At 70.2% G+C, this 21,489-nt stretch carries 20 protein-coding genes; 8 read left to right on the top strand and 12 right to left on the bottom strand.

Annotated elements, in window-relative coordinates:
- Positions 1-160: 160 nt before the first annotated feature.
- Together IE217_RS20975 and IE217_RS20970 are read right to left on the bottom strand one after the other, a co-directional pair.
- Positions 161-1,465 carry an MFS transporter gene (locus IE217_RS20975; RefSeq protein ID WP_190179439.1) on the bottom strand — a complete coding sequence of 435 codons (1,305 nt, stop codon included), beginning with the start codon at positions 1,463-1,465 and terminating at the stop codon, positions 161-163.
- 25 nt (positions 1,466-1,490) lie between these two features.
- Entirely contained in the window at positions 1,491-2,705 is a 1,215-nt protein-coding gene (locus IE217_RS20970) for a M20 metallopeptidase family protein (RefSeq protein WP_190179438.1), read from the bottom strand.
- Positions 2,706-2,864: 159 nt separating this feature from the next.
- Here IE217_RS20970 and IE217_RS20965 point away from each other — a divergent pair, with 159 nt between their 5' ends.
- Complete coding sequence (locus IE217_RS20965; RefSeq protein ID WP_190179437.1) at positions 2,865-3,875, top strand: Lrp/AsnC family transcriptional regulator; 1,011 nt, start codon at positions 2,865-2,867, stop codon at positions 3,873-3,875.
- A 179-nt stretch (positions 3,876-4,054) separates the two neighbouring features.
- Here IE217_RS20965 and IE217_RS35115 read toward each other — a convergent pair whose 3' ends face one another.
- Entirely contained in the window at positions 4,055-4,183 is a 129-nt protein-coding gene (locus tag IE217_RS35115; protein WP_268249162.1) for a hypothetical protein, read from the bottom strand.
- A gap of 50 nt (positions 4,184-4,233) precedes the next feature.
- Here IE217_RS35115 and IE217_RS20960 point away from each other — a divergent pair, with 50 nt between their 5' ends.
- Positions 4,234-5,559, top strand: a complete 1,326-nt coding sequence (locus IE217_RS20960; RefSeq protein WP_190179436.1) for an MFS transporter — start codon at positions 4,234-4,236, stop codon at positions 5,557-5,559.
- Positions 5,560-6,225: 666 nt separating this feature from the next.
- On the opposite strand, the gene IE217_RS20955 is transcribed toward IE217_RS20960, so the two are convergent.
- Genes IE217_RS20955 through IE217_RS20920 form a run of 8 tightly spaced genes read right to left on the bottom strand, consistent with a single transcriptional unit; the run spans position 6,226 to position 12,903 of the window.
- On the bottom strand, positions 6,226-7,083 hold the full coding sequence (locus IE217_RS20955) for an alpha/beta fold hydrolase (protein ID WP_229865458.1): 858 nt from the start codon (positions 7,081-7,083) through the stop codon (positions 6,226-6,228).
- Between the two features lie 18 nt (positions 7,084-7,101).
- On the bottom strand, positions 7,102-8,307 hold the full coding sequence (locus IE217_RS20950; RefSeq protein WP_190179577.1) for a thiolase family protein: 1,206 nt from the start codon (positions 8,305-8,307) through the stop codon (positions 7,102-7,104).
- 2 nt (positions 8,308-8,309) lie between these two features.
- The gene (locus tag IE217_RS20945; protein WP_190179435.1) at positions 8,310-8,957 is read right to left on the bottom strand and encodes a CoA transferase subunit B; all 648 of its coding nucleotides are present in this window, start codon (positions 8,955-8,957) and stop codon (positions 8,310-8,312) included.
- Complete coding sequence (locus IE217_RS20940) at positions 8,957-9,712, bottom strand: CoA transferase subunit A (RefSeq protein ID WP_190179434.1); 756 nt, start codon at positions 9,710-9,712, stop codon at positions 8,957-8,959. The genes IE217_RS20945 and IE217_RS20940 overlap by 1 nt, the downstream gene beginning before the upstream one ends.
- A complete protein-coding gene (gene catC, locus IE217_RS20935) occupies positions 9,712-10,008 on the bottom strand; it encodes a muconolactone Delta-isomerase (protein WP_268249161.1) in 297 nt (98 codons plus the stop codon). Before catC ends, IE217_RS20940 begins: the two co-directional genes overlap by 1 nt.
- A 6-nt stretch (positions 10,009-10,014) precedes the next feature.
- Positions 10,015-10,869, bottom strand: coding sequence for a catechol 1,2-dioxygenase (gene catA / locus IE217_RS20930; protein WP_190179433.1), 855 nt, complete (start codon positions 10,867-10,869; stop codon positions 10,015-10,017).
- 34 nt (positions 10,870-10,903) lie between these two features.
- Entirely contained in the window at positions 10,904-12,007 is a 1,104-nt protein-coding gene (locus IE217_RS20925) for a mandelate racemase/muconate lactonizing enzyme family protein (RefSeq protein WP_190179432.1), read from the bottom strand.
- Entirely contained in the window at positions 12,004-12,903 is a 900-nt protein-coding gene (locus IE217_RS20920; RefSeq protein ID WP_190179431.1) for a LysR substrate-binding domain-containing protein, read from the bottom strand. The genes IE217_RS20925 and IE217_RS20920 overlap by 4 nt, the downstream gene beginning before the upstream one ends.
- Positions 12,904-13,144: 241 nt before the next feature.
- Between IE217_RS20920 and benA the strand changes: the two genes are divergently transcribed.
- The 6 genes from benA (at position 13,145) to IE217_RS20890 (ending at position 20,253) form a co-directional block, all read left to right on the top strand.
- Entirely contained in the window at positions 13,145-14,494 is a 1,350-nt protein-coding gene (gene benA, locus IE217_RS20915) for a benzoate 1,2-dioxygenase large subunit (protein ID WP_190179430.1), read from the top strand.
- Entirely contained in the window at positions 14,491-14,997 is a 507-nt protein-coding gene (gene benB / locus IE217_RS20910) for a benzoate 1,2-dioxygenase small subunit (protein WP_190179429.1), read from the top strand. The genes benA and benB overlap by 4 nt, the downstream gene beginning before the upstream one ends.
- Before the next feature lie 30 nt (positions 14,998-15,027).
- On the top strand, positions 15,028-16,059 hold the full coding sequence (gene benC / locus IE217_RS20905; RefSeq protein ID WP_190179428.1) for a benzoate 1,2-dioxygenase electron transfer component BenC: 1,032 nt from the start codon (positions 15,028-15,030) through the stop codon (positions 16,057-16,059).
- The gene (gene benD / locus IE217_RS20900) at positions 16,056-16,832 is read left to right on the top strand and encodes a benzoate diol dehydrogenase BenD (protein WP_190179427.1); all 777 of its coding nucleotides are present in this window, start codon (positions 16,056-16,058) and stop codon (positions 16,830-16,832) included. Before benC ends, benD begins: the two co-directional genes overlap by 4 nt.
- Before the next feature lie 138 nt (positions 16,833-16,970).
- Entirely contained in the window at positions 16,971-17,405 is a 435-nt protein-coding gene (locus IE217_RS34815) for a hypothetical protein (RefSeq protein ID WP_229865457.1), read from the top strand.
- Positions 17,398-20,253 carry a helix-turn-helix transcriptional regulator gene (locus IE217_RS20890; RefSeq protein WP_190179426.1) on the top strand — a complete coding sequence of 952 codons (2,856 nt, stop codon included), beginning with the start codon at positions 17,398-17,400 and terminating at the stop codon, positions 20,251-20,253. The genes IE217_RS34815 and IE217_RS20890 overlap by 8 nt, the downstream gene beginning before the upstream one ends.
- Positions 20,254-20,676: 423 nt before the next feature.
- On the opposite strand, the gene IE217_RS20885 is transcribed toward IE217_RS20890, so the two are convergent.
- A complete protein-coding gene (locus IE217_RS20885) occupies positions 20,677-21,081 on the bottom strand; it encodes an Hsp20/alpha crystallin family protein (protein WP_190179425.1) in 405 nt (134 codons plus the stop codon).
- Between the last annotated feature and the right edge of the window lie 408 nt (positions 21,082-21,489).

Raw genomic sequence — 21,489 nt, 5'->3', positions numbered from 1 at the left:
GCGAAGAGGTCAACCGATCGTCGCCGGCTTCGGCATGTCCGTCGGCACCGCCCACGCATACATGACGGTGAAGGGGCGGTCGAAGCATCCGGTTGAGATTCCCCGCACGGCTCGTGGGTTCACACGGCCATGCGGGGACGCTCTCGTGAGCCGACTTGCCTCAGCGCATGCTGCGGTTCCGGGTCTCCGGGAGAGTGACGATGGCCGCGGACGAGATCAGCAGCAGCATGGCCGTGTAGGCGGTGAAGTACGCGCCGCCGAGCTCGGCTCCCATCCAGGTCTGCAGGTATGGGGCCGTGCCGCCGAAGGCGGCGACGCACAGCGCGTACGGAACGGCGACGCCGATCGTACGGATCCGGGTCGGGAAGAGCTCGGCGTACACGGCCGGCACGATCGCGGCGCCGGCCGCGATGAAGATCATCGCGATGGCCATGGCGAGGCCGAGCCGCCAGGACTCGCGCCCGACGAGGGAGTTCAGCGGGAAGATGACCGCGACCGTGCCGAGGCTGCAGACGAGCAGCACGGGCTTGCGGCCAATGCGGTCCGACAGCGCGCCCCACAGCGGCAGGGCCACCAGGAAGACGACGTTGGCTGCGAGTCCGGCCCACAGGGCGCCCGCCGGGTCGAGACCGCGCGAGCTGATGGCGTACTGCGGTGCGGAGACCGCCCAGGCGTAGTAGGCGACGGTGAGCCCGACGGTCATGCCGACGACCTGGAGGGCCTGCTTGCGGTGCTCGGCGAGCGTCCGCCACATCGACGGCCGGTCCTGGTCGCCGACGTCCTTGCCGGACTCCTCCTCGAAGGCCTCGGTCTCGGGCATCCGAAGCCGCATGGCCAGGGCGTACAGGCCGAAGAGTCCGCCGAGAACGAACGGCACACGCCAGCCCCACGCCTCCATCCGACTGGAGCTGAGCACGGTTGCCATGACGGCGCCCAGCGCGGTGCCGGCCATGATGCCCACGGTGCCGGAGACATAGATCAGGCTGGCCCACAACCCGCGACGGCGGCCCGGGGCGGTCTCGGCGATGTAGGTCTGCGCCGCGGGCAGTTCACCGCCGTGTGCCAGGCCCTGCACGAGCCGGGCGAGAAGCAGCACCAGCGACGCGAGGGCGCCCACCGCGCCGTAGGCCGGTGCGATGCCGATGAGCAGGCTGCCCGCGGCCGCGCCGCCGACGGACAGGCTCATCGCGAAGCGTCGGCCCCTGCGGTCGGCGATCCAGCCGAAGACGAAGCCCCCGAAGGGACGGGCGGCGAAGCCCACGGCGAAGACTGCGAGGGTGGACAACACGGCGGACAGCTGGTCGGAACTGCTGAAGAACTGCGCCGCGAGATACGGCGCGAAGATCGCGTAGATGTTCCAGTCGAACCATTCGAGGGCGTTGCCGAGGCCCACGCCGGCGAAGGTCTTCAGCCTGTCGGCGCGGGTCTTCGTCTCTTGCACCTGGGGTGTGGCGGTATCGGCCATGTGCGGCTCCCTTTCGGCGGAGCGGTCAGCGGTGGTGCGACGGGGCCATGCGGGGCAACTCTCCGAGCCGACGCAGCGCCAACTCGGCGTAGAGAGCGGCGCCGTCGGGGAGCACGGCGTCGTCGAAACGGGCGTACGGGGAGTGGTTGAACGGGGCGCGGGCCGGGTCGACACCGGCGGGCACGGCACCGAGGCCGACGAAGGCGCCGGGCACCGCGCCGAGGACGCGGGAGAAGTCCTCGGAGCCGCCGAGCGGATGCTCCAGCGGCCGGTAGCGGTCCTCGCCGAAGACCTCGCCGACGGTCCGGGCGACATGCGCAGTCTCGTCGGCGTCGGTGGTGGTGAGGGGATACTCCGCCGCATACTCCACCTCCGCCTCCACACCGTGGGCGGCGGCGATGCCGCGCAGTACGCGCGGCGCGGCCTCCATGACCCGTGCCCGGGACGCCTCCGAGAAAGTGCGCACGGTCGCCTCGAACGCGGCGGTCTCGGGGATGACGTTGCGCCGGGTGCCCGCGTGCAGGGAGCCGACGGTCAGCACGACCGGGTCGAAGACGTCGAACTCGCGAGTGACCATCGTCTGCAGCCCCGTCACCATGGCGCTGACGGCCGGCACCGGGTCGGCGGCCAGATGCGGTGTCGAGCCGTGTCCGCCGGCGCCGCGCACCGTGACGTGGAGGGCGTCCGAGGCCGACATGATCGTGCCGGACCGGGAGACGAACCGCCCCCGCGGCACCAGACCGGAGAAGACGTGCAGGGCGTACGCGGCGTGGACGGGCCGGCCGGCCGCCTCAAGGACCCCCTCGTCCAACATGACGCCGGCTCCGTCCCAGCCCTCCTCGCCCGGCTGGAACATCAGCACGACGTCGCCGTAGAGCCTGTCGCGGTGCCGGGACAGCAGCCGGGCGGCGCCGACGAGCATCACGGTGTGCAGATCATGACCGCAGGCGTGCATGGCACCCGCGGTCCGCGACGCGTACGGCACGTCGGCTGCCTCCTGCACGGGCAGCGCGTCCATGTCGCCGCGCAGCAGCACGACGGGCGGCTCACCGGGGCCGCCCGGGGCCATGGCGGTGCCCCGCAGGACCGCCGTCACCGAGGTCGTACGTTTGCCGGTGCTGATCTCCAGCGGCAGGCCGTCCAGCGCGGCGAGCACCTTCTCCTGGGTGCGGGGCAGCTCCAGGCCGATCTCGGGATCGGTGTGCAGGGCGTGCCGCAGCTCGGTGAGTTCGCCTGCCATCGCCCGAGCGTCTTCGAGTACCACGGTCACCTCGACGGCACCTCCGGTTTGTGGTTCAGGTCATACGGCTAACGGGTGGTTGACAGTGTGGGATTGTGATTGTCTGCACGCCGCACATCGGCCGATTCGTGAACCGCAACGGCTCAGAAGGTGATTTCTGTGACGGAGGCCCTCCTCGAGGAGGACCTGGCGCTCATCAACGCCCTGCAGATCGCGCCACGCGTCAGCTGGGCTGAGGCCGCGCGCGTGCTCGGCTCGAAGCCGGCCACGCTCGCCGCGCGCTGGCGGCGGCTGCGGGAGGAGGGACTGGCCTGGGTGACCGCGCATCCGGCCGGGACCCGGCACATGGTGACCTCGTTCGTCGAGGTGGACTGCGCCCCGGGGGCGCGTGCAGACGTCGTACGAGCCCTGTGCCGGGACGCACGCGCCGTCACCGTCGAGGAATCCGCCCGCGGCCGCGATCTGCTGCTGACCGTCATGACGCCGGACCTGCCGGCACTGACGGCGTTCGTGCTGGACGACCTGCCGAAGGTGCGCGGCGTACAGAGCTACCGCACCTACCTGGGCAAGGAGGTCCACCGACAGGGCAGCGACTGGCGGCTGGGCGCACTCGATCGCAAGCAGGTCGCCGCACTGGAGTCGGCGGCTCGCCGTGGCCGCCCCGAGCAGCGCGGGGAGCCCCCGTCCGGAGCCTGGCCGCTCATCGAGGCGCTCGCGGTGGACGGACGGTGCACCGCGGCCGATCTGGCCCGCATCACAGGCCGCAATCCGGCGACCGTGCGCCGGCAGTTGGCACGACTGCTCGCGTCACAGGTGCTGGCGTTCCGCTGCGAAGTCGCACAGGTCCAGTCCCACTGGCCGATCGCGTGCACCTGGCTGGCGCGCGTGCCCGCCCTTGAGCACGAGCGCACGGTGGCGGCCCTGCGGACACTGCCGGAGCTGCGGGTATGCGTCTCCACGACCGGGGACACCAACATGATGTTCACAGTGTGGACGCGCTCCCTGACCGAGGTGCTGCGCATCGAGCGGCTGCTGGGCGACCGGATGCCCTGGCTCAACCTCGTCGAAAGCGCGGTGACGCTGCGCATGGCCAAGCGGATGGGCTGGCTGCTGGACGCGGATGGGCGCAGCACGGGCGAGGTCGTGGCGCCGAGCGCCCTGAAACCATGACGCGCGACCCCGGCCGGCAGGCCGCTTCCAGCACTCCCAGGACCGGGTCGGTGTTCCTGCCGAAGATGGCCGCCGGATGCCGGCGGCCGACGGGACGGGCGTTGCGGTGACGAAGGCGGCCGCCGCCGACGTGGATGGTGCGGCGCATCGTGAGCGTCCGGCCGACGCGGTCCCCGCCCTCAGGATGCGTTCGCACTCACCGTGACGACGAAGCGGACCTTGGTTCCGACCGCCACCATCATGTTGGCCGACGCGGGCTGCGGCGCAGGGTCGATCGACTCGTTGGCCTGGGTGGGCCTGTTCTGCACAGCAGAAAAGGCTGGTCCGGGTCGAGGAAACCCCCTCACTCTCTTCTGCCATGACGCAGACCACATACCTGCCGCCTCGCCGCGCCGCATTCCTGGTGACCGCCCTGTGCTGGGTGATCGTCGTCTTCGACGGATACGACCTCATCGTCTACGGAACCGTCCTTCCGAAACTCCTCCAGGAGCCCGGCTGGCACCTGACCAAGTCCACGGCCGGCCTGCTCGGAAGCCTGGCCTTCCTGGGCATGCTCGTCGGCGCCGTCCTCGCTGGCGTGCTGGCCGACCGCATCGGCCGCCGACGGACCATCGTCGGCTGCACTGCGTGGTTCTCCGTCTTCACCGCGCTGTGCGCGTTCGCTCCGAACCCCGGGGCGTTCGGCGCCCTGCGGTTCCTCGCGGGGCTCGGCCTCGGTGGACTGGTGCCTAGCGCGAACGCGCTCGCCACCGAGTTCGTCGGCCCGCGCCACCGGTCGGTCGTCTCCACACTGATGATGTCCGGCGTGCCGATCGGCGGGACTGTGGCAGCCGTTGTCGGCATAGGTGTCCTACCCCGGTTCGGATGGGAGGCGATGTTCTTGATCGCACTGCTCGCGGTGCTGGTCGTCACGCCGCTGTGCCTGAGGCTGCTGCCGGAGTCCCCTGTCTGGCTCCGCTCCCGTGGCGAGCATGCGCGGGCTGCCGAGATCGAGGAGCGGTTCGGCCTGCCCTCGAGCCCCAACCACGGCACGGTCCTGCAGATAGGGCGTCTGCGCTCGCTGCTGCGCTCGCCGTACACGGTCGCCACCGCGTTGTTCTCGCTGGCGACCGTGGTGACACTCTTCGCCTGGTACGGCCTGGCCACCTGGCTGCCCCAGCTGATGCGGGAGAGCGGTTTCGACCTCGGCTCGTCCCTGACATTCCTGCTCGCGCTCAGTCTGGGCGCCGTGCTCGGCTCGTTGGTGACCGCCTGGGGCGCAACCCGGACCGGCCCCATCCCGACAGCCGTCATCGCCGCCCTCGCCGCAGCCGTCGGCCTGGCGGTGCTGCTGACCCATCCGCACTCGTCCGTGGCCTACGGCGCGCTCGTGCTCGCCGGTGTCGGCACGCATGGCACCCAGTGCCTGATCATCGCCGCCGTCGTCAACCACTACCCACCGCACCTGCGGGGGTCGGCGCTGGGGTTCTCGCTCGGCTTCGGCCGGATCGGTGCGGTCCTCGCACCCCAGGCGGGTGGCTGGCTGCTTGCCGCCGGGCTCGGCGTCGACTCGAACTTCCTGGCCTTCGCCCTGGCTGCTGCGGTCGCCGGCGTCTTCCTGCTGCTCTGCCCTCGCCCGTCCGCATCGGCGGACGTTGCCGATGGCGTGGCCACCTCGCGGAGTGAAGGAGCCGTTCGTACGTGACTCTCTTTCCCGTCAGCGTCCGAGGAGGAACAAGGGGAGCCAGCACAGCACACACCCGGACACAGCGTGTGCAGACGCAGCATGGGCAGACGCTCCCCTCCTGGAACCGTTTCCGGTGGACGAGGACGACCGGGTGCGCGCTCGGCCGCCCACGGCTCGCACGCTCGAAGTCCCTGCCTTCGGGTCCAGTCCGACACCGGCTACAGACCCCTATGAGTGGCTGCTGAGGCAAGTCGGCTCCGGGCACTCAGACACCCAGCGCCGCAGATCGCGAAGCGTACGGTCGTGGCAGCCGGTGGCCGCGCTGCGGACATGGCCGGTGGAGACATAAGCCGCAGGAAGGCTTCTTCGACCAACTCAGCAGTGGTGGCCCGGCCATGCAGACCGTTGGGGATTCCAGTCGGATGAGCGGCAAGCGTGTCGGTGGGTCCTTGCCGAGCGACTTGTGCGTGCTGGAGATCACCAGACAGGTGCCATACGCGAACACGCCCGCAAGCAGTTCGGGTCGAGCCCACGGACGCCAGCCCCACACCTCGTCCGCGATTGCCGGATGCCCAACGAGTGCACGACGTCGGCGAGCGTCCGACCCTGCCGAACTGCCGACGGAGCCCCGGGAGGGGACGACTTGGCTCAGGGGACGCTCGGCCCGGTAACAGTGCGGACGCGCTATCCCTCGACTGCCGTGTACGTTGCCCCGCACCCAGAGTGCCAAGCAGGGCATGGGCCCGGGCGACCGTACGTGCGGAGTTCGTTCAGGTGCGTGGTGAGCGCGTCCTGCAGGTCATCGGGTCGCTCGGCAGCCAGGTGGCCGCAGGCGATGATGTTGAGTGCGGCGTGCGGGATGCCGTCGGCCAGTTCCCGCGCGTGCTCCAGTGGCGTGGCTGTGTCGAAAGTGCCTCCGACCACCAGAGCCGGGGCGCTGATCGCCGTGAGTTCGGGGCGCAGGTCGTAGCCGGCGAGGGCGTCGCAGCACGCCGCGTATCCGACGGGGTCGGCGTCGGCGAGGTTGCCGAGCAGTCCGCGGCCAAAGGGTGTGTCGGCTACATCGGCCGTGGCGAACCACCGGCCCGAGCTGGTCTCCAGCAGTGGAGCTGTGCCCTTCGTCCGCACCAGACTGGCCCGCTCGTGCCATGGGTCTGCGGGACCGAAGTGCGCTGAGGAGCAGATCAATGCCAGTGAGGCGACCCGGTCCGGATGGCGGGCGGCGAGGTGGGCCCCGATGGCTCCCCCCAGGGAGATGCCCGCGTAGTGGAACCAGTCCCAGCCATACTGGTCGGCGAGGGCGAGCACCAGCGACGCGAGGTGTCCGACTGTCGTCCGGCCGGGGGCGGGATCGGGCAGGACAGCGGATGGGGAGCCGCCATGTCCGGGCAGATCGAAGCGCAGGACCCGAAAGCGGCGGGTCAGGGAGGGCAACTGCGGTTCCCAGACCGCCTTGGAGGTGCCCAGGGACGGGCCAAGCACCAGCGGTGGCGCGTCCGCAGGTCCGACGACGTGGTGGTGGAGCAGAGGGGGTGCGGGCACGGCGGCTCCTTGAGGGGTTTACTGGCGTTCGAGGACGAGGGCGAGACCCTGTCCGACGCCGATGCAGAGGGTCGCGACGCCGACGCCGCTGCCCTTGCGGGCAAGCTGGTGCGCTACGGTGCCGGCCAGACGCGCGCCGGAGGCGCCGAGCGGGTGTCCCAGGGCGATGGCGCCGCCCTGGGGGTTGAGGATCGCCGGGTCGATCTCGGGCCACTCGGCTGCACAGCCCAGCACCTGGGCGGCGAAAGCCTCGTTCAGTTCCAGCACCGACAGGTCGTCGAATACCTTGCCCGCTTTGGCGAGAGCGCGGTTGACCGCCTCCACGGGCCCGAGCCCGAAGTAGTGCGGGTCGATCGCCGAGACCCCTGATGCACAGACGCGGGCGAGGGGCGCGCGGCCACTGGCCTTCAGACCCTCCTCGTCGACCAGTAGCAACGCCGCGGCCCCGTCATTCAGCGGGGACGCGTTGCCTGCGGTGACCGTGCCGTTCTCCTTGCGGAAGGACGGCTTCAGCTTGGCCATGGCCTCCAGTGAGGCGTCCGGACGCACACACTCGTCCACACTGAAGACCACCGGATCGCCCTTGCGCCGCGGAATGGTCACCGGCGTCAGCTCGGCGTCGAAGAGCCCGGCCTGCTGCGCCTTCGCCGCCTTCTGGTGCGAGGCGAGCGCGAACTCGTCCTGCTGCTCCCGGTTGATCTTGTGCTTCTCGGCGATCAGCTCGGCCGACTCGCCCAGCGGGATGGTCCACTGCGGGTCCATCCTCGGGTTGACCATGCGCCAGCCCAGGGTGGTCGAGTACAGCTCGGTGTGCCCGGCCGGGAAGGCCCGGTCGCTCTTGGGCAGCACGTACGGGGCGCGGGTCATCGACTCGACACCACCGGCCACGGCGACGGAGACGTCCCCGACCGCGATGGCGCGAGCCGCCTGGATCACAGCCTCCAGGCCGGAGGCGCACAGCCGGTTGACGGTCACGCCGGGCACGGTAGTGGGCAGACCCGCCAGCAGGACGGCCATGCGGGCGACATCGCGGTTCTCCTCACCCGCACCGTTGGCGTTGCCGAAGTACACGTCGTCGATCCGCGCCGGATCCAGCTCCGGGGTACGGCCGAGGAGTGCGCGGATCACGTGGGCGGCCAGATCGTCCGGGCGCACGCCGGCAAGGCTTCCGTCGTAGCGGCCGACCGGCGTGCGGACCGCGTCGACGATGTAGACGTCCCGCAGTGTCATGACGAGATCCCCTCGGTGGTGCGGACCTTCGCGTCGGTCCTGGCCACGATGGCGTCGGCGCTCACTCCGGGCGCGGTCTCGACGAGGACGAGCCCGTTGTCGGTGACGTCGAGAACACCGAGGTCGGTGATGATCCGGTTCACGCAAGCCCGGCCGGTGAGCGGCAGCGTGCAGTCGGTGAGAATCTTGGGCGAGCCGTCCTTGGCGGTGTGGGTCATCACGACAATGACCGTGCGCGCCCCGTGAACCAGGTCCATCGCCCCACCGATCCCGGTGACCAGCTTTCCCGGGACAGCCCAGTTCGCCAGGTCGCCGGCGGCCGACACCTGCATGGCGCCCAGGACCGCGACGTCGATGTGCCCGCCCCGGATCATCGAGAACGACAGCGCCGAGTCGAAGAAGGAGGCACCGGGCAGGACAGTGACGGTCTCCTTGCCGGCGTTGATCAGGTCCGGGTCGATCTGGTCCTCGGTCGGGTACGGGCCGGTGCCGAGGATGCCGTTCTCCGACTCCAGGACCACTTCGATGCCGGGCGGGAGGTGGTTAGGGATCAGCGTGGGCAGACCGATGCCGAGGTTGACGTACTGCCCGTCCTCCAGCTCGCGCGCGGCACGGGCGGCCATCTGCTCTCGTGTCCAGGCCATCAGCTGCTCACCGTCCGCTGCTCGATCTTCTTGTCCGCCGCCTGCTCGGCGGTAAGGGCGACCACGCGCTGCACGAAGATCCCTGGCAGGTGAACGGCGTCCGGCTCGATGTCGCCGGGTTCCACGAGTTCCTCGACCTCGGCGATCGTGATCCGGCCGGCCGTGGCGGCAAGCGGGTTGAAGTTCCGGGAGGACTTGCTGAACACGAGATTCCCGTGCCGGTCCCCCCGTCGGGCCCGCACCAGCGCGAAGTCGGTGCGGATACCGCGCTCCAGCACGTACTCGGTGCCGTCGAACTCCCTCACCTCCTTCGGCGGCGATGCCAGAGCAACGCCACCAGAGCCGTCGTAGCGCCACGGCAGCCCACCCTCGGCGACCTGCGTACCCACACCGGCCGGGGTGAAGAAGGCCGGGATGCCCGCGCCCCCGGCACGCAGCCGCTCGGCGAGCGTGCCCTGCGGGATCAGTTCGACTTCCAGCTCCCCGGCCAGGTACTGCCGGGCGAACTCCTTGTTGGCGCCGATGTAGGAACCGGTCACCCGGGCGATCCGGCCGGCGGCCAGCAGCACCGCGAGGCCGGAGTCCATCGCCCCGCAGTTGTTGGAGACCACCGACAGGCCGCCCACCCCTCGCTCGTACAGCGCCTGGATCAGCACGTTCGGCACACCGCTGAGCCCGAAACCACCCACCGCCAGCGACGCGCCCTCAGGCACATCGGCCACCGCCTCAGCGGCCGTGGCGACCACCTTGTCCATCACGCCGGGACCTCACCGGCGGCGAGGGCGGACGGGTGCTGGGCCAGCGGCGTGACCTCGATCTTCATGTAGGGGAAGAGGGGCAGGTCCCACAGGATGCGGTGCAGCGCCTCGTTGTCGGCCACGTCGAAGACGCTGAGGTTGGAGTATTGGCCGACGCAGCGCCAGATGTGCACCCACTCCCCCGACTTCTGCAGTTCCTGGCAGTACGTTTTCTCACGTGCCACCAGGTCCCCGCGGGCCTCGGAGTCGAGGTCGCGCGGGATGTCGACGTCCATGCGTACGGCGAAGAGCACGGTCGATCACGCCTTGTCGAGGACGAAGTCGTAGGTGACCTCGCGGCCGGTGCCGTCTGCCACCGGGACGGGGTCGAGAATCAGCTCGGGCTTGACAGCGGAGGCGATGTCGTCGGAGACGTGGCTACCGCCCTTGAAGTACAGCTGGGTGGTGATGAGCTGGTAACCCGGTGCCGACACCTTCAGGTGAAGGTGGGCGGGACGCCAGGCGTGCCAGCCCGCGGCGGCGACGAGCTTGCCGCAGGAGCCGTCCGTCGGGATCTGGTACGGAGCCGGCTCCACGGTGTGGATCTTGAAGTGGCCCTGCTCGTCGGCCATGACGGTGCCGCGCAGGTTCCACTCGGGCAGGTCGGGGGCGAACTGCGAGTAGTAGCCGTCGGCATCGGCGTGCCAGATCTCCACGGTGGCTCCGGACAGCGGCGTGCCGTCCACGCCGGTCACCTGTCCCTGGAAGAGCAGCGGGGTGCCCGCCTCGCCCTCGCGCATGGGCAGGGTCGCCTCGGCGGGCAGCCGGGGTGAGCCGGGGACGTAGTACGGGCCTTCGATGGTGCCCTTGCTGCCCTGACGGCTCTCGCTGGCGACCTCCTCGACGACGTGCTCCAGCCAGACGTCGAGGAAGAGCGGCCACTCGCCGTCCTCGCCGACCTGGATCAGCCAGGACTTGAGCGCGTCGTACTCGGCGTAGGTGACCTTGTGGCGGCGGATGATTTCATGGGCGGCCGTGAGGAGTTCGGTGACCAGGGTGTCGACGCGCCTGGTGTCGGCGTCCGCGGCCTCCACGCGCTGCTTGGCGCGGAACTGCTCGGTGGCTGCGGCTCCGGACGCGGCGGCGGTGGCCTGCTCGGTGATGATGTCGGTCATGATCGTCCCGTCTTTCTGAAGGTCTCGGAAGGGGTCAGCGGTCCTGGCGGTAGCGCGCCAGCTTGTCGGGGTCGATGTCGATGCCGAGTCCGGCACCCTCGCGGATGCGCAGGTGGCCGTTCTCGATGGTCAGCGGCTCGGTGAGGAGGTCGTCGGTCATGTCGAGGAAGTTGGACAGCTCGCCGGCGTGATGTGCGGTGGAGCGATGGGCGGCGCCGAAGGCGACCGAGCACAGGGTGCCGACCTGGCCGTCGATCTGGTTGCCCATCACCACCTCGACGCCCAGCCCCTCGCACTCGTGCAGCACGCGCTGGGAGGCGGTGAACCCGGTGCGGGCGGTCTTGATGCTGATGGCAGTGGCGGAGCCGCCGAGGAGTTCGCGCGTCACCTCGCCGGTGCGGGTGGCACTCTCGTCGGCGATGAAGGGGAGCGGGCTCTGCGCGACCAGCCAGCGGCGGCCCAGGACGTCGTCGGCGGGGCAGAGCTCCTCGGCGAAGGTCAGACCGAGGTCGGCCATCTCGCGCAGGGCGCGCGCGGACTCGGACGCCGTCCAGCCGCGGTTGCCGTCGATGTACAGCCCGATGTCCGGGCCGAGGGCCTCGCGCAGTGCACGGCAGGCAGCGACGTCCTCGGTGTAGGGCTGCCGGCCGACCTTCACCTTGAAGGTGGTGACGCCGTAGGTGTCGCGGATCCGCTCGGCCTCGGCCACCATCTCGTCGGCGGGGGCGAAACCGACCATGTGACTCACCCGCATGCGGTCGGTGTAGCCGCCGAGCAGTCCGGACACCGGCATCCCGGCGGCCTGGCCGAGAATGTCCCACAGGGCCATGTCGATCGCCGCCTTGGCGGTGGGATTCCCCACGGTGCGGTCCAACCGGGCCTGCACGGCCTCCCGCTCCAGCGCCGTCAGTCCCAGGATCTGCGGCGCGAGGATCTTGTCGATCACCGCGACGATCGACTCCTGGGTCTCGCCGTAGGTGTACGGGCGGGGCGGCGCCTCTGCGGTTCCCGTGAGGCCGTCGTCGGTGTGCACCCGGACCAGGACGTGGTCGGCGGTGTGCACCTCACCGCTGGCGAATTTCAGTGGTTTCGCATAAGGAATGGCGAAGGGAATTGCCTCCGTCCGTACGATTTTCATGCCACTCCTTCGATGAATGCGTTGTTTCGCTCCAGCACTTCGAGGAGGTTCCGCACCAGCGGTGAGTCGTCCTCCGTGCGCCATGCCAGGACCAGCGGGACGGACAGCGCATCCTCGATGTCCCTGGACACCACGCCCTCACGGGGCGCGGAGCGGATCGAGTCGGGCAGGACGGCGACGCCGAGCCCGGCGGCGACCAGGGCCAGGGCGGCCGAGGTCTCGGTGACCTCGTAGGCGCGGTGCGGGTAGAAGCCGGAGGCGAGGCAGCTGCGGACGACGGCGTCGTTGACGACGGAGCCGAGCGCGGCACCGTACATGATGAAGTCCTCGTGGCGCAGCTGCTCGACGCGGACCGCGTCGGCCTCGGCGAGCCAGTGTTCCTCGGGTACGGCGACGACCAGCCGCTCGTCGGCGAGCAGGCGGTGAGCGATGCCCTCCTGGCGGATCGGCGGGCGCAGGACGCCGACGTCGAGGCGCCGCTCGATCAGCCCGAGCTCCTGGGCGGGCGTGAGCATTTCGGTGTGCACCTCCATCATCACGTGCGGCATCTTGCGCTTGAGCAGTCGGGCAAGTGCGGGCAGTTGCCGGTACGAGGCGGAGCCCGTCAGGCCGACCCGCAGCACCCCTTCCAGCCCCGAGGCGAAGCGCCCGACCCTCACCACCGCCTCGTCGACGGCCTTGAGGATGCGCTCCACGTCGGTGCGGAACACTTCGCCGGCGGCGGTCAGGGCGACCTGCCGGGTCGTACGGGTGAACAGGTCCACACCCAGTTCCATCTCCAGCCGGCGGATGGCCTGGGAGAGCGGGGGCTGGGCCATGTGCAGGCGTTCCGCGGCCTTTCCGAAATGACGCGTGTCGGCGACGGCCGCGAAATACCGAAGGTGCCTGAGTTCCACCGGGCTGCCCCTTTCCCTACGGGGCCCTCGAATGCGCTTCAGCGTAGAGAGCGAACCCCATAGCCCACAAATATCCGGTTCGAGGGTATTGAGACGGCGCTGATATCAATACCCCCCTGGGTCAACCCTGGGGGAATGTCTGGGGCCGACTCTTCACCGCGCTGCCATGGTGCTGCAAAGCAATGGAAACGAAGCCGCCGGCCAAGTCGGCCGGCCCGGTCGAGGTGAAAGGGACGGGAACATGGCCGACTTCAGCCGTGCGCGGACCATCCTCGAAGACGCCCTCGTGGAGGACGCGGACAACGGTGTGTACCGGGTCCGACGCAGTGTCTTCACCGACGAGGAACTCTTCGAACTCGAGATGAGGCACATCTTCGAGGGGAACTGGGTCTACCTCGCGCACGAGAGCCAGATCCCCGAGGTCGGCGACTACTTCACGACGTACATCGGCCGTCAGCCCGTCGTCATCTCCCGTGACAAGCAAGGCGAGTTGCACTGCCTGATCAACGCGTGCAGCCACCGCGGCGCGATGCTGTGCCGCCGCAAGACCGACAACCGCACCACCTTCACCTGCCCGTTCCACGGCTGGACGTTCAGCAACAACGGTCGGCTGCTGAAGGTGAAGGACCCGCGGGAGGCGGGCTACCCGGAGCAGTTCAACACCGCCGGCTCGCACGACCTGACCAAGGTCGCCCGCTTCGAGTCCTACCGCGGGTTCCTGTTCGGCAGCCTGAACCCGGACGTCAAGCCGCTCACCGCACATTTGGGGGACGCGGCAGCCGTCATCGACATGATCGTCGACCAGTCCCCGGAGGGCCTGGAGGTCCTGCGCGGCTCCTCCACCTACTACTACGACGGCAACTGGAAGCTCCAGGCGGAGAACGGCGCCGACGGTTACCACGTCTCCGCCACCCACTGGAACTACGCCGCCACCCAGGCCCGCCGCACCTCGGGCGAGTCGAAGAACGACGCGAAGACGATGGACGCGGGCGGCTGGTCCAAGCAGCAGGGCGGCTTCTACTCCTTCGACCACGGCCACCTGCTGCTGTGGACCAAGTGGCTCGACCCCGCCAACCGGCCGCTGTACGAGAAGCGGGACGAGCTGGCCGCCGAGTTCGGCAAGGAGAAGGCCGACTGGATGATCGGCGTCTCCCGGAATCTGTGCCTGTACCCGAACGTCTACCTGATGGACCAGTTCAGCTCCCAGATCCGGCACTTCCGGCCCATCTCCGTCGACAGGACCGAGGTCACCATCTACTGCATCGCCCCCAAAGGCGAGCCGGCCGAGGCCCGTGCCCGCCGCATCCGGCAGTACGAGGACTTCTTCAACGCCACCGGCATGGCCACCCCGGACGACCTGGAGGAGTTCCGCTCCTGCCAGAAGACCTACCTCGCCGAGTCCATGCCCTGGAACGACCTCAGCCGCGGCGCCGTGCACCAGATCGGCGGCCCCGACGAGGACGCCAAGAAGATCGGCATCAACCCGATCGCCAGCGGCGTGCGCACCGAGGACGAGGGCCTCTACCCCATCCAGCACGGCTACTGGCTCCACACCCTGCGCATGGCCCTGGAGTCGGAGGAGGCGAAGTGACCACGGCGATCGACGAAACCGCCCTTGAGGCGATCCGGCAGTTCCTCTACCGCGAGGCCCGGTACCTGGACGACCGCGAGTTCGAGAAGTGGCTGGAGTGCTACCACCCGGACGCCGAGTTCTGGATGCCGGCCTGGGCCGACGACGACGAACTCACCCGCGACCCGCAGCGCGAGATCTCCCTGATCTACTACCCGAGCCGGGCCGGTCTGGAGGACCGCGTCTTCCGCATCCGCACCGACCGCTCCAGCGCGACCAGCCTGCCCGAGCCGCGCACCGGTCACAACATCACCGACGTCGAGGTCACCGGCCGCGACGGCGACACGGTGGACGTGCGCTTCAACTGGTTCACGCTCTACTACCGCTACCAGGCCGTCGACACGTACTTCGGCACGTCGTACTACACCCTCGACCTGTCGGGGCCCGAACCGCTCATCACGCGCAAGAAGGTCGTCCTGAAGAACGACTACGTGCACCACGTCGTCGACATCTACCACGTCTGAGCCCCCGAGACCGCTGAAATGAGCTCCCGCATGTCCTTCCAGGTCGCCCTGAACTTCGAGGACGGCATCACCCGCTTCATCGAGTGCCGCCCCGACGAGACCGTCGCCGAGGCCTCCTACAAGGCCCGGATCAACATCCCTCTCGACTGCCGCGACGGCGCCTGCGGCACCTGCAAGTCACTGTGTGAATCGGGCAGTTACGACGGCGGCGACTACATCGACGAAGCCCTGACCGACGACGAGGCGGCAGCCGGCTACTGCCTGCCCTGCCAGATGACCCCGCACAGCGACCTCGTTCTGCGCATTCCCTCCTCCTCGGCCGCCGCGAAGACCGGCCCGGCTACGTTCGCCACGACCATGGCCGACCTCAGGCCTCTCTCCGCCACCACGGTGGAGTTCACGCTCGACGTCGACAACCGGGAGGGCCTCGACTTCCTGCCCGGCCAGTACGTCAACATCGCCGTGCCCGGCACCGACCAGACCCGCTCCTACTCCTTCAGCTCCGGCCCCGCCCAGCGGCAGATCTCGTTCCTGGTGCGCATCACCCCGGGCGGCGTGATGTCCGGTTACCTCACCGAGCGGGCCAACGTCGGCGACCGCATCGAGTTCACCGGCCCGATGGGCAGCTTCTACCTGCGCGAGCTCTCCCGCCCCGCCCTGCTGCTGGCGGGCGGCACCGGCCTCGCGCCCCTGCTGTCGATGCTGGAACGCATGGCCCAGCAGCCGTCGGCCTGTCCGGTCCACCTGCTCTACGGCGTCACCACCGAGCAGGACCTCGTCCACCTGGACACGTTGGGCGACTACGCGGAGGTCATCCCCGGCTTCACATTCGACCACTGCGTCGCCGACCCCTCCAGCACCGCCCTCAACAAGGGCTTCGTCACCGGGCTGATGGACGCCGGAACGCTGCACGACGGTGACGCGGACGTCTACCTGTGCGGGCCGCCCGCCATGGTCGAGGCCGTACGCGGTCACATCGCCTCCCTCGGCGTGGTCCCCGCGAGCTTCCACTACGAGAAGTTCACCCCGGCCACCGTACGCACCGCGGCGGAGGCCGCGTGAGCGTGCATGTCGAGCGGTTCGCCGGCAAGAACGTCGTGGTCACCGGAGCGGCCCAGGGCATCGGTCTCGCGGTCGCCCGCCGACTGGCCGCCGAATCCGCCCGGCTGACCCTCGTCGACCGGTCCGAACTCGTTCACGATGCGGCCGCCGAACTGGGCGCACAGGCCATCATCGCCGACCTGGAGTCGTACACCGGGGCGGAGGACGCGATCACCGCCGCGCGGGGGCACCACGGCCGGATCGACGTTCTGGTCAACAACGTGGGCGGCGCGATCAACTTCAAACCGTTCACCGCGTTCACGGCCGAGGAGATCCAGGCGGAGATCACCCGCTCGCTGATGACCACCCTGTGGTCCTGCCGTGCGGCGCTGCCGACCATGATGGGGCAAGGACACGGCGTGATCGTCAACGTCTCCTCGTGCGCGACCCGCGGCATCCACCGCATCCCGTACTCCGCGGCCAAGGGCGGCATCAACGCGCTCACCGCGTCGCTCGCCTTCGAGTGCGCCGACGCCGGAATCCGTGTGGTCGCGACAGCACCGGGCGGCACCGAGGCGCCCCCACGCCGTATCTCCCGGGGCACCCCCGCGCTGCGGAGCGACCGGGAGAAGGAGTGGTTCCAGGCCCACATCGACCAGACCCTCGCCTCCTCCCTGCTGAAGCGCTACGGCACCCTCGACGAGCAGGCGGCGGCGATCTGTTTCCTCGCCTCCGACGAGGCGTCCTACATCACCGGCACGGTGCTCCCCGTGGCCGGCGGCGACCTCGGCTGACCGTCACTCCCCCGGCACCTTGCTTCCCCCCACCCGATTGATGCAGATCGCCTCCCCACACGCCGCTGCCCGGCCGCCTCCCCCCTCTCGCGGCCGGGCAGCGAACACCCGTTCACTCACCCGAACACGGAGTCCCCGATGAACACTCCGCAGTTCAGAACCACCGATCCACGGCACCGCGCCACCCTGCGCTGGATCACCGCCGTCACCGCCGCCACCCTCGTCTTCGCCGGCTACGACCTCGTCGCCTACGGCACGGTCGTCCCCGTCCTCCCCCACGGCTTCGTCTCCACCTACTACGACACCGTGGCTCGCGCGGCCGGAGTCACCTGGTTCGCCGGGTTCGGCCGACTCGGCGGCATCGGCGGCATCGGCGGCCCCCTCGTGGGCGGGGCGCTCATGAGCTCGGGGCTCTCCGCGCGCCACCCCTTCTACGTCTTCGCCGGCGTCGCCGTCGTCGGCACCCTGGTGACCTGCCTCGTCCCGCGCCGGTCCGCCGCACTGGCCTCCGCCCCGGCCGCCTCCGTCCCCGGACCCCTGGGCGGCGCTGCTAGCGTGCTCGCCAATGAATGACCGTCCAGAGCTGCGGCGAAGCCTGATCGGGCGGGTCGGCGAGGTCGCCGCGCTGACCCGCTCGATCGGTTCCGCCTGCACGGGGGCTCCCGCCCTGGTGCTGGTCGAGGGACCGGCCGGCATCGGCAAGACGGCCCTGGTGGAGCAGGCCCTGGAAGCCCATCGCGACCGCGCCGGAGGGCGCGCGCCCCGTGTGCTGCGCGTCACCGGGGTCGCGTGGGAGTCGAACCTGCCGCTCGGCGTCGCCGACCAGCTCGTCCGCGCCTGCGGAAACGGCACTGGCGACGGCACCTTTCTGCCCGACCCCACGTCCCCGGACGCCGTACTCGGCACCTCCCGGATTCTGCTCCGCCAGTGGACGACCGCGCAGGAGACCGAGCCGCTGGTGGTGATTGTCGACGACGCCCACTGGGCCGACGCGGAGAGCCTGCGTGCCATCCGGTCGACGGTGCGCCGGATGTCGAACGAGCGGGTGCTCGTCCTCCTGATCGCGCGGGACGAACCGTACGAGCTGTACGACATGCGCAGAGCGCACGAGGAGCTGCCGCTGTCGGCCCTGCGGACCCTGGAGTTCCTCGACGGCTGCCAGGACGCCGCCGTACGGCCCGGGCCACTGACCGCCAAGGGCGTCCGGAGGCTCGCCTACGAGGTCCACGGACTCACCCTGGACCTGCCCGCAGCCCGCCACCTGTGCCGCCACACACTGGGCAACCCCCGCCACCTCACGCAACTGCTGCGCGAACTGCCCCCCGAGACCTGGCACGACTGGCGGCCCGAACTGCCCGCGCCCGCCCGTTACGCCGCGGCCGTCCGTCACCGGCTCGCCCAATGCGGTGAGAGCACCCGCCGACTGGTCCAGGCATGCTCCGTCCTCGGCGACGACGCCTCGCTCGCCGAGGCCACCGAACTGGCCGGCGTCGCCGACGCCCTGCCCGCCGTCGACGAAGCACGAGTGGCAGGGCTGCTCACCGCCACCATCGACCCCGGACACGCCCAGCTGTCCTTCACCCATCCTCTGGTCCGGGCTGCCGTCCTCACCGATATTCCGCTCACCCATCGCGCCGAGTTGCACCACCGCGCCGTCGAGGTCACCACGGACCGCGGCAGTCGGCTGGCGCACCGGGTCGCCGCCACCAGCACGGCGGACGACGCGCTGGCCGACGAACTCGACACGTACGCCGCCGAACACGCCTTGGCCGGCGAGTGGTCCACCGTGGCCGACACCCTGGTGCGGGCCAGTCGCCTGAGCACCGTGCGAGCCGTACGGGAGGACCGGCTGCTGCGCGCCGTCGACGCGATGATCGGCGCCGGCGACGTGCCACAGGCCACGGCGTTCGCGGCGGAACTGGAGAGCTTCCCCGCGGACATCCTGCGGGGCGCGGTCCTCGGTTACCTGGCCATCATGCGCGGTCGTCCGGCCGAGGCCGACGCCTTCCTGGCCCAGGCCTGGGAACGCTGCGAGTCGGCGCGGCACACCGAGCTGATGGCCAGGATCTGCCAGCGGCGCGTCCTGCACGCACTCGGCCGCTTCGACGGCCGCGACCTCGTCGCCTGGGCCCGCCGGGCCGTCGAGCTGGCGGACCCAGACGACCCCTCGGCCATCGAGTCGCAGGCGGTGCTCGGGCTCGGCCTGGCCACGATGGGGCGGCCCGAAGAAGCGCTGGCCGCCTACGAGACGGCCGCCGCCGAACTTCCCGGCGGCGCACAGTCCCAGCGCTTCCAGCTCGGCCGCGGCTGGGTGGACATCGCCCTGGACGCCCCGGAAGACGCCCGTCGCAGGCTCGAAGCGGCCGTGCCCACGGGCTATCGGATGGGCTCCACCCGTATCTCCCTGTGGGCGCAAGGCTGGCTGGCCCGCACCCAGTTCACACTCGGCGCCTGGCCTGAGGCCCTGGAGACCGTGCAGCGGGCCGCCGTCCACCTTGCCGAGGTGCGCATCGAGCTGTGTCGCCCGCTGGTCCACTGGACCGGGGCGCAGATACACGCCCTCAGGGGCGACTGGGAGGCCGCAGAGCACCACGTGGGCGAGGCCCACGCCGCCCCGCATCACTACGAGGTCATGCTGATCCCGTCCTGCGTGGCCCGAGCCCAGGTCGCCGAGGCGCGCGGCGACTACGAACGCGTCGTGGAAGCCCTGTCACCGCTCGTCCACCTGCCCCAGCGGCTGTCGGTGGACGAGCCGGGCTTCTGGCCCTGGCCCGACGTGTATGCCAACGCCCTGGTGATGACCGGCCGCCTCGACGAAGCCGACGCCTTCCTCGCACCGCACGAGGACCTGGCCGGCCGTCGTGCCCGCCGCTCCGCCATGGGCCGCCTCGGCCTGGCCCGCGGCCGGCTCACCGCAGCCCGAGGTGACATCGACACCGCCCGCAAGGAGTTCGAACAGGCCCTCGCCCACCTCGATCATCTCCCCCTCCCCTACGACCGCGCCCGGGTGAACTTCGCCTATGGACAAACCCTGCGCCGCGCCGGCAAGCGCCGCGAGGCCGACACCGTCCTGAAGAACGCCCGCGACGCCTACGCCGCGCTCGGCGCCCGCACCTACGTCGAGCGCTGTGACCGCGAACTCAAGGCCGGCGGCCTGCACACCGCCCGTCTCACCCCCGGCCTGGCCCGCCTCACCCCGCAGGAACAGGCCGTCGCCCGCCTGGTCGCGGACGGCGCCACCAACCAGCACGCAGCCCTGGAGCTCTTCATCTCCGTCAAGACCGTCCAGTACCACCTGACGCACGTCTACTCCAAGCTCGGCATCCGCTCGCGCAGCGAGCTGGCGGCCCGCTTCCGGGAGATGTCGGCGCAGGACCGACCGTCGAGTGGCTCGTCCGTCGATCCCGGTGCAGTCCACTGACGGCGTCGGGGTGAACCGACGGTGGCACGTGAACTCACAGCCGAAGTACCGTAACCGCCTCCCTCCCACATCCCGGTGCCACGGCCCCGCGGGTCAGGCGCCGGGCACCAGCGCGATACGTGGGCCGTCGCCCGCGGGGGCCGCCAGCACGAGTCGGCGGCACCGCGGGTCGGCGGCGCCCAGAGCGGCGGTGAGCACGGTCAGCACCGCGCCGAGGGCGTGATCGGCAAAGTCGTCAGCCCGGACCTCTGAACCCGTAGGTCTGGGCGCCCGCAACGGCGCCATCCCGCCGCGCGCACTCGTCCGCGCCCCAGCCGGCCCGGACAGCGAGTCCGGTGACGGAGACCGTGCCGACCGGGCCGGACGCGTAGGAGCGGGTCGTGCTCAGGGCGTTGTAGAGCTGGTTGCCGGGGCAGCGCGTCGTCAGCTGCTGCGGCGGATTTCGACGTGCTTGGCCTGCGCCTTCTCCGCGCGCAGACCCACGCTCACGGTCAGCACGCCGTCGGTGTACTCGGCCTTGACGTCGTCCTCGTCGGCGCCCGGCGGCAGCGTCACGCTGCGGCTCATTTCTCCGTACCGGAACTCGCTGTGGTTCCTGTCCACGTCCCGCTCGGTTCGTTCGGCCCGGACCGTCAGGACCCCGTCACTGATGAGGACGTCGATGTCTTCCGGGGACATGCCCGGAAGCTCGGCGCGCATGACGTAGCGGTCGTCCTCCAGGTAGTCCTCGATACGGACCGCGGGTGCCGAGAACCTGCTGGGTATGGTCTCGAACCAGTCCGTCATCTCGGGAAACGGAAACCTCTGCCTGCGTGCGAGTGTGGCCATTTTCTTCGTACCTCCTCGGCCGTCATCGCGTATGCCGACATCTCCAGTGCACCACGCCTTCTCCCCCGGCGCCGGGGGAGAACAGCCTCACATCCGTGTCGGACACAATGGTGGGGAGAGCCCGTCCCGGACTTTCTCACCGGCTACCGGATCACACGCGAGGACCCTGGTGGACACCCATGACACCGGGGCAGGCGTACAGGTGGCGGCCCGTGCTCCGCGCGCTCTGGAACGGGGCCCGGGATGCGCGATCCGCCTGGAGGCGGTGACCTCGACGCCCGCGCACGCCGGTCGCGCGCCCTTCTCGACTCCGCTGGACTGACCGACGTGCGGATCGTGGCCGGCGGCGGGCTCGACGAGTACGGCGTGGACCGGCTGGTGCGCTCCGGCACCCCGATAGACGTGTAC

This window comes from Streptomyces naganishii JCM 4654 (assembly GCF_014650575.1).
Classification (GTDB): Bacteria; Actinomycetota; Actinomycetes; order Streptomycetales; family Streptomycetaceae; genus Streptomyces; species Streptomyces naganishii.
Note: the sequence above shows the minus strand (reverse complement) of the source record. Positions and strands in the feature narration are given on the sequence as shown.